This is a genomic window from Ligilactobacillus pabuli, from assembly GCF_022836475.1.
Classification (GTDB): domain Bacteria; phylum Bacillota; class Bacilli; order Lactobacillales; family Lactobacillaceae; genus Ligilactobacillus; species Ligilactobacillus pabuli.
Genome location: NZ_BQXH01000004.1, coordinates 84223 through 97027, shown reverse-complemented (window position 1 = coordinate 97027; position 12805 = coordinate 84223). Strand labels below are relative to the sequence as shown.

Annotated in this window: 18 protein-coding genes and 1 other annotated feature; of the genes, 17 read left to right on the top strand and 1 reads right to left on the bottom strand. The window is 42.1% G+C overall.

Translation table 11 applies throughout. From position 1 onward, the window contains the following. Positions 1–16 precede the first annotated feature (16 nt). From dnaI to LPAF129_RS03155, 17 genes are all read left to right on the top strand, one after another. A complete protein-coding gene (gene dnaI / locus LPAF129_RS03235; protein ID WP_244054721.1) occupies positions 17–946 on the top strand; it encodes a primosomal protein DnaI in 930 nt (309 codons plus the stop codon). 296 nt (positions 947–1242) lie between these two features. After that, positions 1243–3189 (top strand): threonine--tRNA ligase, encoded by a 1947-nt coding sequence (thrS, locus tag LPAF129_RS03230; protein WP_244054720.1) that lies wholly within the window; start codon positions 1243–1245, stop codon positions 3187–3189. A 39-nt stretch (positions 3190–3228) separates the two neighbouring features. Then, positions 3229–3354 (top strand) — a sequence feature (ribosomal protein L20 leader region). Positions 3355–3400: 46 nt separating this feature from the next. After that, entirely contained in the window at positions 3401–3901 is a 501-nt protein-coding gene (infC, locus tag LPAF129_RS03225) for a translation initiation factor IF-3 (protein ID WP_244054770.1), read from the top strand. Positions 3902–3928: 27 nt separating this feature from the next. After that, complete coding sequence (gene rpmI / locus LPAF129_RS03220) at positions 3929–4129, top strand: 50S ribosomal protein L35 (RefSeq protein WP_010496348.1); 201 nt, start codon at positions 3929–3931, stop codon at positions 4127–4129. Positions 4130–4250: 121 nt separating this feature from the next. Beyond that, positions 4251–4610, top strand: coding sequence for a 50S ribosomal protein L20 (rplT, locus tag LPAF129_RS03215; RefSeq protein WP_244054719.1), 360 nt, complete (start codon positions 4251–4253; stop codon positions 4608–4610). A gap of 179 nt (positions 4611–4789) precedes the next feature. Then, positions 4790–5323 (top strand): YqeG family HAD IIIA-type phosphatase, encoded by a 534-nt coding sequence (locus LPAF129_RS03210; RefSeq protein ID WP_244054718.1) that lies wholly within the window; start codon positions 4790–4792, stop codon positions 5321–5323. Further along, positions 5316–6440, top strand: a complete 1125-nt coding sequence (gene yqeH, locus LPAF129_RS03205; RefSeq protein ID WP_244054717.1) for a ribosome biogenesis GTPase YqeH — start codon at positions 5316–5318, stop codon at positions 6438–6440. Before LPAF129_RS03210 ends, yqeH begins: the two co-directional genes overlap by 8 nt. A gap of 40 nt (positions 6441–6480) precedes the next feature. Then, positions 6481–6792 (top strand): ribosome assembly RNA-binding protein YhbY, encoded by a 312-nt coding sequence (yhbY, locus tag LPAF129_RS03200; RefSeq protein WP_244054716.1) that lies wholly within the window; start codon positions 6481–6483, stop codon positions 6790–6792. Between the two features lie 2 nt (positions 6793–6794). Beyond that, the gene (locus LPAF129_RS03195; RefSeq protein WP_373875029.1) at positions 6795–7445 is read left to right on the top strand and encodes a nicotinate-nucleotide adenylyltransferase; all 651 of its coding nucleotides are present in this window, start codon (positions 6795–6797) and stop codon (positions 7443–7445) included. After that, positions 7438–8034 (top strand): bis(5'-nucleosyl)-tetraphosphatase (symmetrical) YqeK, encoded by a 597-nt coding sequence (yqeK, locus tag LPAF129_RS03190; protein ID WP_244054715.1) that lies wholly within the window; start codon positions 7438–7440, stop codon positions 8032–8034. The genes LPAF129_RS03195 and yqeK overlap by 8 nt, the downstream gene beginning before the upstream one ends. Before the next feature lie 46 nt (positions 8035–8080). Next, entirely contained in the window at positions 8081–8440 is a 360-nt protein-coding gene (gene rsfS / locus LPAF129_RS03185) for a ribosome silencing factor (RefSeq protein WP_244054714.1), read from the top strand. Next, the gene (locus LPAF129_RS03180) at positions 8422–9174 is read left to right on the top strand and encodes a class I SAM-dependent DNA methyltransferase (RefSeq protein ID WP_244054713.1); all 753 of its coding nucleotides are present in this window, start codon (positions 8422–8424) and stop codon (positions 9172–9174) included. The genes rsfS and LPAF129_RS03180 overlap by 19 nt, the downstream gene beginning before the upstream one ends. 18 nt (positions 9175–9192) lie before the next feature. After that, on the top strand, positions 9193–10362 hold the full coding sequence (locus LPAF129_RS03175) for a nucleotidyltransferase (RefSeq protein WP_244054712.1): 1170 nt from the start codon (positions 9193–9195) through the stop codon (positions 10360–10362). Positions 10363–10437: 75 nt separating this feature from the next. Beyond that, on the top strand, positions 10438–10989 hold the full coding sequence (locus LPAF129_RS03170; protein WP_244054711.1) for a DUF177 domain-containing protein: 552 nt from the start codon (positions 10438–10440) through the stop codon (positions 10987–10989). Positions 10990–11066: 77 nt separating this feature from the next. Then, positions 11067–11243: a 50S ribosomal protein L32 gene (gene rpmF, locus LPAF129_RS03165; protein WP_244054710.1), complete on the top strand. Its 177-nt coding sequence runs from the start codon at positions 11067–11069 to the stop codon at positions 11241–11243. 252 nt (positions 11244–11495) lie between these two features. Continuing rightward, positions 11496–12083 carry a ribosome biogenesis GTP-binding protein YihA/YsxC gene (gene yihA / locus LPAF129_RS03160; RefSeq protein WP_244054709.1) on the top strand — a complete coding sequence of 196 codons (588 nt, stop codon included), beginning with the start codon at positions 11496–11498 and terminating at the stop codon, positions 12081–12083. 58 nt (positions 12084–12141) lie between these two features. Further along, positions 12142–12441, top strand: a complete 300-nt coding sequence (locus tag LPAF129_RS03155) for a nucleoside triphosphate pyrophosphohydrolase family protein (RefSeq protein WP_244054708.1) — start codon at positions 12142–12144, stop codon at positions 12439–12441. 31 nt (positions 12442–12472) lie between these two features. Here LPAF129_RS03155 and LPAF129_RS03150 read toward each other — a convergent pair whose 3' ends face one another. Next, positions 12473–12661, bottom strand: a complete 189-nt coding sequence (locus LPAF129_RS03150; RefSeq protein WP_244054707.1) for an SPJ_0845 family protein — start codon at positions 12659–12661, stop codon at positions 12473–12475. Positions 12662–12805 lie beyond the last annotated feature (144 nt).

Here is a 12805-nt window from a genome sequence, read left to right as displayed (position 1 = left end):
ACAATGGGGTGAGAAGATGGAAAGTTTAAGCGAGATACTTTCAGCACAACTTAAAGATAATAGGTGGGGTGACCGGTATCAAAAATTAATTGCTGCAGCGGAACAAGACCCAGATGTTGTTGCATTTTTACAAAAGCACCGCACTGAATTGACGAAAGAAGATATTATTCGCAGTGCCAGCAAGCTGTATGAGTTTGTTAACTTCAAACGCAAGTTAGCGACCGGGGAAAAGACTTTTATGCCGGGATATTATCCTTATTTGACATTAAGTAACCACCATATTGAGGTGACCTATACGCCAACCAAGGAATTTGTAGCTCATCAAAAGCAAAAAGAAGTGCAACAGCGGGTTCGGATCATTAGTTTACCGAAGTCGATCCGTGACGCAAAACTAGAAGATTACGACCCAGAAGGACGGGAAGAGATTTTAGATGCGGCTCTGCGTTTTTACCAAGAGTTTCAGACTGATCCCCATGTTTTTCATAAGGGAATATATTTGGAAGGCAACTTTGGAGTGGGGAAAACCTACCTGTTAGGTGCGCTGGCCAATTCCTTGGCGGAAAAAGGGTTTAGCACGACTTTAGTTCACTTTCCATCATTTGCGGTGAAAATGAAAAGCTCAATTGGTAATAACTCGACCGGTCAAATGATCGACTCCATTAAAAAAGCACAGATTTTAATGTTAGATGACATTGGAGCAGATCAGATGAGCAGCTGGTTTAGGGATGATGTTTTAGGCGTGATCTTACAATACCGGATGCAAGAAGAATTGCCCACATTTTTTAGTTCAAACTTGTCGTTGGAACAATTAGAAGCGGAATATTTAACTATCAATAGTCGAGGAGAAGCTGAACCATTAAAGGCGCAACGTATTATGGAACGAATTCGTTTCTTGGCAGACGACTACCATGTTTTAGGCAGAAACCGCCGGAATAAAAAAATTTAGTTGGCTCTTGCTATCGATGAAGTTTAGTGTTTTAATAGAATTAAATTATGTGAAAGACATGAACCTAATTTTCAGGGAGAGAAGTCGTGACTGAAAACTTCTCAAGATAATGGTTTACCACTTTCATGAAAAGCCTAATGCAAAGTTAGGCCGGTTCGTTACCGTTAACAACTTTGAAGAGGAAATTGAACCCCCAATGGTTTAGTTTCGAATTTGGGTGGAACCACGTAAAAAACGTCCCTGTCGCTTGTTTAGCGATGGGGATTTTTTTTACCAAAAATATAGGAGGAACTTTTATGTCACAGATCAACCTTACATTTCCAGATGGCACTGTCAAACAATTCGATAGTGGTATCTCTGTTCAAGAAATTGCAAACTCCATTAGTATCAGCTTAGGTAAAAAAGCTGTTGCTGGGAAGTTTAACGACCAAGCTGTTGATTTACGCCAAGCATTAGTTGCTGATGGTGCGATCGAAATTATTACTAAAGATTCAGAAGAAGGACTCAATGTCTTGTGGCAAACAGCCGCCTTCATTTTGAATGAAGTTTTGGCAGACAAATATCCTGAAATGAACTTTGGGGAAGCTCATGCTGATGAACACGGCTTCTACTTAGACACAGAAAAGCCTGGTCAAGCACAATTAGCTGTGACAGACTTTGATGATGTTTCAGCCGCTATGCAACAGGTGATCTTAGCTAACGAACCAATTGAATTTGCTAGTCTAAGCCAAGCTGATGCTTTGAAATTGGCTGGTAACGATCCTTATCAAAAAGAATTAGTTGAAGAACTAACAGTTGACGGGCAGGTAGCTGTTTACCAGCATGGCGACTTTACTTCCTTGGCTTATGCACCAGTTTTGGCTGCAACAGGAAAAGTGAAGATCTTTAAACTCTTGTCTGTTGCTGGTGCTTACTGGAAGGGTGCTTCAAGCAATCCAATGTTACAACGGATCTATGGGACAGCTTTCTACAAGCAAAAAGAATTAGATGCAGAATTGGCTAGAAGACAAGAAGCCCACGAACGTGACCACCGTGTGATCGGGAATCAGTTGGACATCTTCTTTGTTGATCCTAAGGTCGGTGCAGGTTTGCCATACTGGATGCCAAATGGTGCCACGATTCGTCGGACTTTGGAACGTTACATCATTGACAAGGAATTAGCTGCTGGCTACGAACATGTTTATACTCCAGTTTTGGCTAACGTTGACTTATACAAACAATCAGGTCACTGGGACCACTACCGTGAAGATATGTTCCCACCAATGGATATGGGCGACGGTGAATTCTTGGAATTACGTCCAATGAACTGTCCTTCACATATCCAAGTCTATAACCATCACAAACGTTCATACCGTGAACTTCCTTTGCGTATCGCAGAATTAGGAATGATGCACCGTTATGAAAAATCCGGGGCGTTGACAGGTTTGTCACGTGTTCGTGAAATGACTTTAAATGATGGTCATACTTTCGTTTCTCCAGATCAAATTGAAGATGAATTCAAGAAGATCTTGGACTTGATGATCGATGTTTACAATGACTTTGATATTCATGATTATCGTTTCCGTTTGAGCTACCGTGATCCTGCTAACAAGGAAAAGTACTTTGACGATGATGAAATGTGGAACAAGTCGCAAAAGATGTTGAAGTCAGCTATGGATGACATGGGCTTGGATTACTTTGAAGCAGAGGGCGAAGCCGCATTCTACGGTCCAAAACTTGATGTTCAGACGAAGACAGCTCTTGGCGGCGAAGAAACATTATCAACCATTCAATTGGACTTCTTGTTGCCAGAACGTTTTGACTTGAAGTACATTGGTACCGATGGTGAAGACCACCGTCCAGTGATGATCCACCGTGGTGTGATCTCAACAATGGAACGCTTTACAGCCTACTTAACTGAAATGTACAAGGGTGCTTTCCCAACATGGCTTTCTCCAAAACAAGTTGACATCATTCCAGTTAAGAATGACTTACACTTGGCTCACGCTAAAGACTTGCAAAGCCGTTTGATGGCTCACCAGATCCGGGTAGAAATTGATGACAGAAATGAAAAGATGGGTTACAAGATCCGTCAGGCTCAAGTCAACAAGATCCCTTACTCATTGGTAATTGGTGATCAAGAAGTTGCTGATAACACCGTCACTGTTAGAAAATATGGTGAAAAAGAAACTGAAACAATGGCCTTTGATGACTTTGTCACACTGCTAAATCATGATATTGAAACATATAGCCGAAAAAACTAATTGACAAAGCTGCAAATAGTTGGTAGACTATTGTAGTTGAGAAAAAAGCAGAAGCACCCGCTTCTCGCCTAGGGGATTTGAGTCCTCGGGCAGAATTACGTAATAGCCTCACTGTAACGTGGGGCCTGGTGGGTGTTGAAAAAACACCCACTTTTTTTCTGCTTACTCTTCTGAATATTTTTGGAGGTGAAATATCATAGCAGTAGACAAGATTGTAAATGATGGTATCCGCGCACGCGAAGTTCGTTTGATCGGTCATGATGGAACACAGCTTGGAGTTAAGTCTAAGAAAGATGCTTTAGCATTAGCTGAGCAAAACAGTTTAGACTTGGTCTTAGTTGCACCGAAGGCTAAGCCACCAGTTGCCAAAATCATGGATTATGGTAAGTACCGTTTTGAATTACAAAAGAAACAACGTGAAGCTCGCAAAAAGCAAAGAGTCATTAACGTTAAAGAAGTTCGTTTAAGTCCAACGATCGACACGAACGACTTTAACACCAAGGTCAAAAATGCGCGTAAGTTCTTGAGTAAGGGCGATAAGGTCAAGGTATCGATTCGCTTTAGAGGACGTGCGATCACACATAAAGATATTGGCCGGGAAGTCTTGAATAATTTTGCAACGGAGACACAAGATGTTGCTTCCGTTGAATCAAAACCAAAAATGGATGGTCGCAGCATGTTCTTAATGCTTGCACCATTAGCCGAAAAATAGGCTAATAACTTAGGAGGAAAATGCATTATGCCAAAACAAAAAACACATCGCGCATCTGCAAAGCGCTTTAAGAAAACTGCCAATGGTGGTTTGAAACGATCACATGCTTACACATCACACCGTTTCCACGGCAAGACCAAGAAACAACGCCGTCAATTAGCTAAAGCAGGCATGGTAGACTCAACAGATATGAGCCGGATCAAGCAAATGCTTTCACAAATGAAATAATCATTTGTAACGATCGATTAAATCTGTACTTAATTAAGTACAACCTGAAAAGTTTTTGAGTCCCTCAAAAGTAGAGGGCTGATCCAAGTATGACTTGGATGATTATTAAGGAGGAATTTACATGTCACGTGTTAAAGGCGGCACAGTTACGCGTCAGCGTCGTAAGAGAATGTTAAAATTAGCTAAAGGTTACCGTGGATCAAAACATATCCAATTTAAGGTAGCTAAGCAACAAGTTATGAAGGGCCAACAATATGCCTTTCGTGATCGTCGGAAGAACAAATCAAACTTCCGTAAGTTATGGATTGCCCGCATCAATGCAGCAGCTCGTTCAAATGACATTAGCTATAGCAAATTAATGCATGGCTTGAAGCTTGCTGAAATCGATGTAAACCGTAAGATGCTTGCTGACTTGGCCATTAACGATGCTGCAAGCTTTACAGCAATCGTTGAAGAAGCTAAAAAAGCTTTAGCAAAATAATCTATTTAGATATCATGAGCTGAGACAAAACTTTGTTTTGCTTCAGCTTTTTTGCATATTAGACGAACAAAATCAGCTCCTAAAATTGGCTACTGAAAATTCAAGCAGTCTAATTTTTGCTAAAATTCATGAAAATCATCTATAATAAGAGATATTAACGAAAATAGAGGAGTTAGGATATGCTTGCACATTTTAGACCAACATGGATGTTGGAATCAATCTATAATTTAACCCCTGCAGACGTTCGGGCACACAACATTCGGGTGATTTTGACCGACATGGATAATACTTTAATTGCCTGGAACAACCCCAATGGGACACCTCAGTTGCGAGAATGGCTCAAAACCATGAGTGCAGCTGGAATTCCTGTGGTGGTAGTGTCTAACAACAGTTCTAAGCGGGTCGCTCGAGCTTTGACCGATTTAAAATTACCGTTTATTTCCCGGGCGTTGAAACCATTGACCCGTGGAATTAATATTGCTAAAAAGCAGTACCGGGTTAAATCTTCAGAAATTGTCTTGGTCGGTGACCAGCTCTTAACTGATGTTGCAGCGGCTAATAATGCGCACATCAAGAGTATTTTGGTCAAGCCATTGATCGAAACTGACGCTTGGAACACGCAAATTAACCGGGCGATGGAAAAACGTTTGACAAAACGACTGTTAAAAAAGGGCTATTTAAAACGAACATGGGGGCATTCATTGAATGACTGAAAATAACGAAGAATTATATTGTATTGGCTGTGGGGCAAAGATCCAATCTGATGACCCAGAGAAGCTGGGATATACTCCGGCTTCAGCCATTAAAAAAGGTCTAGAAAATGATGAACTATATTGTCAACGTTGTTTTAGATTACGTCATTACAATGAAGTCAGTGACGTTTCTTTAACCGACGATGATTTCTTGGCATTACTGAACCAAATCGGCAGTGCTGACGCATTGATCGTGAATGTGATCGACGTCTTTGACTTTAATGGTTCATTAATTCCTGGGATCCACCGTTTCGTAGGGGATAACCCAGTTTTGATGGTCGGTAATAAGGAAGACTTATTACCCCGCTCATTAAAGCGGCCAAAGCTCAAAGATTGGGTCCGTCAACGAGCAAATGCGGAAGGGATTCATCCGGTCGATGTTTTGCTGACTAGTGCAACTCGTGGTCACTCGCTCGATAAATTATTGGCTGCCATTGAAAAGTACCGCAAAGGGCGCGATGTCTACGTCGTTGGGGTCACTAATGTCGGTAAATCAACTTTGATCAACCAAATTATCAAACAAAGTACCGGGATGCAAGATTTGATCACCACTTCCCGCTTCCCAGGAACGACTTTGGATAAAATTGAAATTCCGCTGGATGATGGCAGTGTTTTAGTTGATACCCCCGGGATCATTCATAAAGACCAAATGGCACATTATTTGTCAGCCAAGGAATTACGCATTGCCACTCCGCAAAAAGAAATTCGGCCTAAAGTTTATCAATTAGCTGGCGGACAGACCTTATTTTTCGGCGGTTTAGCACGCTTGGATCTGATTGCTGGTCCAAAAGAGCGGAATGGTGTGGTAGTTTATATGGAAAACAACCTGCAGATCCACCGGACTAAGCTAGAAAAAGCTGATGACTTCTTTGTTAAGCATCAGGGTGGTTTATTACAGCCGCCAACAGCCGATGAATTGGGCAACTTCCCGCAGTTAGCTCGCTTTGAATTTAAAGTGAAAGAAAAAAGCGACTTGGTTTTTGAAGGCTTGGGTTGGGTCACAGTTCCTAGCGGTGCAGTTGTTGCTGGGTACGCGCCTGCTGGAGTCGGTGTTTTATTAAGAAAAGCCATGGTTTAAACGGCAAAATTATGAATATTATTTAGTAAGGAGTGAAAAAATGAAATTACGTGGTAAACAAAAACGCTTTTTGCGTAGTCAAGCTCATAGTATGCGACCATTGATCCAAATTGGTAAAGATGGTTTAAGTGAGAATTGGCTTGAAAACGTGCAAGCAGCCATTGAAAAACGAGAATTATTGAAAGTATCTATTTTACAAAATTCAATGGTTGAAGAAGACGAAGTGGTTGAATTTATTGAAAAAAATAGTTCAATTCAGGTCGTACAAAAAATCGGCCATATTCTTGTCTTATACAAAAAGGCTTCCGACAAAGATAATCGTAGACTTTCAACGGAAGTCGAAGCTATTTAGTGTTGGAGGGCAGTAGGTTGCAAACAAGTACTGTTGATGTTCCTAAGATTCAAGTGATGTCAGAGTTGATGTTTGGTGCTCCCAAAAAACGAGTTGGCCTGATGGGCGGCACTTTTAATCCAGTGCATAACGGACATTTGATCGTGGCAGACCAAGTTGCTAGTCAACTGGGTTTAGATCAGGTAGTTTTTTTACCAGATAACTTACCGCCGCATGTCGATAAAAAAGAAGCCATTGCAGCTAAAGACCGAGTTAAGATGGTCCGAATGGCAATCGCAGGAAATGAAAAATTTACCTTAGATACCTTAGAAGTCGACCGTGGCGGAGTTAGTTACACCTATGATACGATCAAGGAGCTCAAAGCCAGACATCCAGACGTTGACTATTACTTTATTATTGGCGGCGATATGGTTGAGTATCTGCCGAAATGGAATCGAATTGATGAGTTAGTTAAAATGGTGAAATTTGTCGGTGTGAAACGGACTGGAGCCAAGATGAATAGTAAGTATCCAATCTTGTGGGTCGATGTTCCGACGATTGATATTAGCTCAACTTTGATCAGAAATAAAATCAAGCAAGGGTGCTCGATCAGATATTTGGTACCTGACGCTGTTGCAGAGTATTTGAAGGAAGAAGGGTTATACCGTGACTGAAATTGAATATTCAGCAGGTTTTTATGCTGGCAGTCGGCAAGATTTATTGGCGGCAGTCAAAAAGAGTTTAAGTCAGCACCGCTTTGAACATGTCGTTCGGGTTGAACAGGCTGCCGTGAAACTGGCCCAGCTCAATGATGTGTCCGTTGAAAAGGCCAGCATTGCTGCTTTATGTCATGATTATGCCAAAGAACGCAGTGCAGAAGAGTTCAAAGCAGTCATCAAACGGGCCAACTTAGACCCTGATTTGCTAAACTGGGGTAATTTCATTTGGCATGGGGTAGTCGGCGCACAAATCGTGCACGATGAACTTCAGATCACTGATCAAGAAATTTTAAATGCCATTGTGCGTCACACTGTTGGCGCACCAGAAATGACTAAATTAGATCAGATCATCTATGTGGCTGATTTTGTGGAAGACGGCCGTGATTTTCCCGATGCGCAAATTGCGCGCAGCTTAGCTTATGCTGATCTAAAAGCAGCAGTAACGTTTGAAACGAAGCATACCTTAGAGTATTTGCTAAGTTCCAACCGGACAATTTATCCGACTGCCATTTTGACCTATAATGCTTGGGTCGCTGGAAATTAATGTTGAGTAGTGACAGTAAGAATGGACACGTTAAAGGAGACCAAGAATGGATAATAAAGAATTATTAGAAGCAGTTGTCAAAGCTGCTGATAGCAAACGGGCTGAAAATATTGTGGCCTTAGATGTACAACAAGTTAGTTTGTTGGCTGATTATTTTGTGATCATGGAAGCAGGTTCACAACGTCAGGTCAAAGCGATTGCTGACAACATTGAAGAACAAGTTGAAGCAGCTGGTTTTGATGTCCGTGCAGTTGAAGGCAAGAACAATTCAAACTGGATCTTAATGGATTTAGGCGATGTGATCGTACACGTCTTCCAAAAAGAAACACGCGAATTTTACAACCTGGAGAAATTGTGGTCTGATGCACCAACAGTTGACGTCACTGAATGGATCGCTGCTCAATGATCTACACCACTTTTGCGCAGTTATATGACCAGTTGATGGACCCAATTGTTTATGAAGATTGGATCAAGTATTTTCAGCAACAGGTTGCAGTAGACGCTAACGCGAAAGTCTTAGATCTAGGCTGCGGTTCGGGAGCGCTGACTTTGCTGCTGAAACAGGCAGGTTATCAGCTGGAAGGACTGGACCTTTCGGAAGAAATGTTGAGTTTGGCAAGTGCACGTTTTGGCGAGGCTGATGTTTTTATCCCACTGTATCAGGGAGATATGATGGATCTGTCAGAATTAGGTGAATATCAAACGATCTTTAGCAGTTTGGATTCGCTGTGTTATTTGGCTGACCAAACAGAAGTTGGAACTGTTTTTCAGCAGGTCGCGCAACATTTGCCGACAGGCGGACAGTTTTTATTCGACGTGCATAGTACCTACCAAATTGACCAGGTCTTTCCAGATTATATGTATAACTATCAAAATGAAGACCAGGCTTTTTTGTGGCATTCCTATCCGACAGACGTGGAGCATGGCATTGAGCATGAATTAACATTTTTTGTTAAAAATCAGGCAGGAACAGGCTTTGAACGGTTAAGTGAGCACCATTATGAGCGCACTTATCCTGCCAAAGTTTATCTTGAATTACTAAAAAAAGCAGGCTTTACGCAGGTCGACTTAACTGCCGGCCTAGCGGATAGTCCGCTGACAGAACAAACGACACGCTGGTTTTTTAGTTGTCGTAAATAAAAATGAGGGATCAGGTGTATGGCAGGTGTAGTTGGGGTCGTTGCTGAATATAATCCGTTTCATAATGGTCACTTATATCAGCTGCAGCAGATCAAAGAGATGTATCCAGGTGAGACGATCGTGGTCGCCATGAGCGGCAACTTTTTGCAACGGGGCGAGCCTGCTTGTTTAGACAAATGGACCCGGACCCGCCAAGCCATTTCAAATGGGGCCGACTTGGTCATTGAATTGCCAGTTTTGGCCTGCGTACAGCCGGCCGAACGATTTGCTGATGGGGCGGTTTCCTTATTGGCGGCACTTGGAGCCACCCGCCTGGTTTTTGGCGCAGAACACCAGGAATATGACTTTCAGGCGATGGCTCGCCAAGTTCATCATGTCCACGGCCAGTTTCACAAGTACGATGAATCGTATGCCCGTTCTTTTCAGGCGGCGATCACGCGTGAAATCGGCCATCCAGTTGATCAGCCGAATGATCTGTTAGGCTTAGCCTATGCCAAGGCTAACTATCGTTTGGGAGAACCCTTGGAATTGGTTCCGATTCAACGGGTAGAAACCAGCTACCATGATGAAACGCTGCACCAAGGCGCCCAAATTGCCAGTGCCTCGGCCATTCGCAAAAATTTTGCGGATGACCAGCAGGCGACACCAGCAAAAAAAGAACTCTTGGCCCCTTATTTGCCCGCAGACTCGTTAACTGACTTGTTAACGGAGCGTTTTGTGTCGTGGGATGATTTCTTTCCACTCCTACGCTACCGTCTTTTAAGCAGTCAAATCCCTCACTTACACCAAATTTATGGGATGACAGAGGGGATCGAGTATCGGTTGCAAGAACAAACGCAGCGCTTGCCAGGTGACTTAACGTTTGAACAATGGGTCAAAAAAGTAAAGACCAAGCGTTTTACCTATACTCATTTGGCGCGTTTAGCCGTGGCGGTCTTGCTCAATATTTCTGGGGCCGAAGTCAAAGACTACAATCAAGCGCCGTACGTGCGCCTCTTAGGCTTTGACCGGCAGGGACGAGAACAATTAGCCATGGTTAAGAAAACTTGTCCGTTTCCTATCTATTCGCGCGTTTCACAGGATGATAAGAAAAAACAGCTCGCAGTTGATTACCGCGCAGGCAAAATTTACCAGCTGTTTAACGGTTCCGAACAGGATCTAAAGCGGGCACCACTGTATTTTAATTAGGGTGTCAAGGAAAATACATTGACAAAGAAATTCAAGCACGGTATAATCAAACGTGTTGCATTGGAGGAAAATAGCATGAAGTGGTCGTATAAACAACTGCAACAGCTTGGTGATGAACCACTCCAGATCAATGAAACACTAAACTTAGAGAAAGACTTGCGGGTCAGGCGCCCTGATTTGCAAGCAGTCCAACCGGTTCAGGTCACTGGCCTGATCGGGGCTGACCGCTTGGGAGCATATAGCCAGCTGCAAGTTGAGGCAACTCTCACTTTACCTTCGACTCGTTCATTAGAACCTGCCGAAGTTCAGCTTTCCTTCCTAATTAGTGAAAATTACGTTGAGTCGACTCGCACCGATTTTACTGATTTTTCAGCAAAAGACTTGGTGATCGTGCTCGATGATGATGTTCTTGATTTGGAAAAAGTCATAACTGATAACATTTTGTTACAGATTCCCATGCAGGTTTTAACCGCTGCGGAAAAAGATGCTGATAACTCTGCGATTGCAGGGCAAAACTGGCAAGTTTTATCCGAAGAGCAGTTAAGCAAACAACAAGAAGAAGCTAAACCTAAAGTTGATCCACGCTTGGAGAAACTAGCCCATTTTTTTGACGACCCGGAAGAGTAGTTGCAAAAGTAGTGGTGAAAGGTTACAATGCTTTTTGTTGAATATTTTAAATTCAAAAGAAGGAGGTGCTTGTAAAAATGGCAGTACCAAAGAGAAAAACTTCCAAGACTAAGAAGAGACTTCGTCGTACTAATTACAAGCTGCAAGTTCCTGGCATGACAGCATGTCCAAATTGTGGTGAATTAAGACAAGCTCACCATGTATGTTCAAGTTGTGGTTACTACGGTGACAAAGAAGTTGTCAACGTTAAGTAATTTAAATTAACAATTAATCGCGTGGAGGGACCATGGCCCTCGAAGTGATTTACTAAAGCATCCGAGGATCAGATTCGATCCTGGGTGTTTTTTTATTTTAGCGGCTCAAGCTGTCAGCGAAAAACGCGATGAAAAAAGCAGCAAAGAGGCAGTGTCTGGGTTAAATTTCGCAAAGAGTTTATCTTTGGCACTGGCGCAGCCAGACGAGTATGATAGAATTAAAGGTAATTTAGAAAGAGAGGCATATATTTTATGCAGGTTCATAATGTTGATCTGACTATTAGTGCAGTCAGTCCCAGCCAATACCCATCTCAGGGGTATCCAGAAATCGCTTTTGTCGGACGTTCCAACGTGGGTAAGTCATCACTGATCAATGGCTTAATTAACCGTAAAAGTTACGCACGGACATCAAGCCAGCCAGGGAAGACGCAGACCTTAAATTTTTATGATATTGAGTCACAATTATTTTTCGTCGACGTTCCCGGTTATGGCTACGCTAAGGTTTCCCAAAAAGAACGTGATAAGTGGGGGCGTATGATCGAAACTTACTTATCTAGCCGTGAACAATTACGTGGCGTTGTTTCGTTGGTGGATGCTAGACATGCACCGACAAAACTTGACGTGCAAATGATTGAGCTCTTACACTTTTATCATTTACCAGTTTTAGTAGTGGGAACGAAAATCGATAAGGTTAAAAAGAGCAAACGAAATCAGTCTTTTAGTGTCATCAAAAAGACTTTACAACTCCAAGCAGACGATGAGTTGGTGTTGTTTTCAGCTTTAGATAAAACTGGTAAAGATCAAGTTTGGAATTGGATCGAAAAAAAGAGCAAGTCATAGTGTTCAAGCAATGCTGCAATTGAAGTTTAATTTTGATGCATAAAGGATGGGGAATTTGATGGAGTTTAATGAATACCAAGATAAGGCCAACCGCACGCTTTACGGTAATGAGCAAGTCTTAACCAATTGTGCACTAGGTCTAGCAGGCGAGAGCGGTCAGCTGATCGATTTGATCAAGGATTATACTTTTAAGGGTAAAAAACTTGACCAGCAACAAATGATTCATGAAATGGGCGATGTCTTATGGTATCTTTCGCAAATTGCACAGTGGGCTGACATTCCTTTTGATGAAGTTGCTAAGGATAACATCGAAACCCTAAATAAACGCTATCCGCATGGTTTTTCACCAGCAAAATAAACTAAAAAAATGACTTTTCCGGCGGGAAGAGTCATTTTTTTGCAGGTTTTTCAGTTTTTTTCTCTGTTTGTTTGTCCTGGGGTTCAGTGGTCTTTTTAGGTTCTGTTCCAGGGACAACGGCAAATTTACTAAATAGTTCGTCAAGATCTGATTGACGGTTGATTTTTAAACTCATGAGCTTCACTTCCTTCAAGTGACTAGGTACTTTTAATTTCGCCATTAAGCATAGCAGTTTCTGACAGTTTTTTCAAATCATTAACTGGTTTTGGATAACGTTTATCAACAATACTGTATAAAACTCGGTGAGAGCTCCTAGTTAACGCATAAAGGACCCGTAAAATGAATTTTATTTCTTCTTATTGCA

Bases quoted from the DNA above. Each gene is read 5' to 3' on its own strand.
- dnaI (WP_244054721.1), top strand. From the start codon at position 17: ATGGAAAGTTTAAGCGAGATACTTTCAGCACAACTTAAAGATAATAGG.
- thrS (WP_244054720.1), top strand. From the start codon at position 1,243: ATGTCACAGATCAACCTTACATTTCCAGATGGCACTGTCAAACAATTC.
- rpmI (WP_010496348.1), top strand. From the start codon at position 3,929: ATGCCAAAACAAAAAACACATCGCGCATCTGCAAAGCGCTTTAAGAAA.
- rplT (WP_244054719.1), top strand. From the start codon at position 4,251: ATGTCACGTGTTAAAGGCGGCACAGTTACGCGTCAGCGTCGTAAGAGA.
- LPAF129_RS03210 (WP_244054718.1), top strand. From the start codon at position 4,790: ATGCTTGCACATTTTAGACCAACATGGATGTTGGAATCAATCTATAAT.
- yqeH (WP_244054717.1), top strand. From the start codon at position 5,316: ATGACTGAAAATAACGAAGAATTATATTGTATTGGCTGTGGGGCAAAG.
- yhbY (WP_244054716.1), top strand. From the start codon at position 6,481: ATGAAATTACGTGGTAAACAAAAACGCTTTTTGCGTAGTCAAGCTCAT.
- rsfS (WP_244054714.1), top strand. From the start codon at position 8,081: ATGGATAATAAAGAATTATTAGAAGCAGTTGTCAAAGCTGCTGATAGC.
- LPAF129_RS03180 (WP_244054713.1), top strand. From the start codon at position 8,422: ATGGATCGCTGCTCAATGATCTACACCACTTTTGCGCAGTTATATGAC.
- LPAF129_RS03175 (WP_244054712.1), top strand. From the start codon at position 9,193: ATGGCAGGTGTAGTTGGGGTCGTTGCTGAATATAATCCGTTTCATAAT.
- LPAF129_RS03170 (WP_244054711.1), top strand. From the start codon at position 10,438: ATGAAGTGGTCGTATAAACAACTGCAACAGCTTGGTGATGAACCACTC.
- rpmF (WP_244054710.1), top strand. From the start codon at position 11,067: ATGGCAGTACCAAAGAGAAAAACTTCCAAGACTAAGAAGAGACTTCGT.
- yihA (WP_244054709.1), top strand. From the start codon at position 11,496: ATGCAGGTTCATAATGTTGATCTGACTATTAGTGCAGTCAGTCCCAGC.
- LPAF129_RS03155 (WP_244054708.1), top strand. From the start codon at position 12,142: ATGGAGTTTAATGAATACCAAGATAAGGCCAACCGCACGCTTTACGGT.
- LPAF129_RS03150 (WP_244054707.1), bottom strand. From the start codon at position 12,661: ATGGCGAAATTAAAAGTACCTAGTCACTTGAAGGAAGTGAAGCTCATG.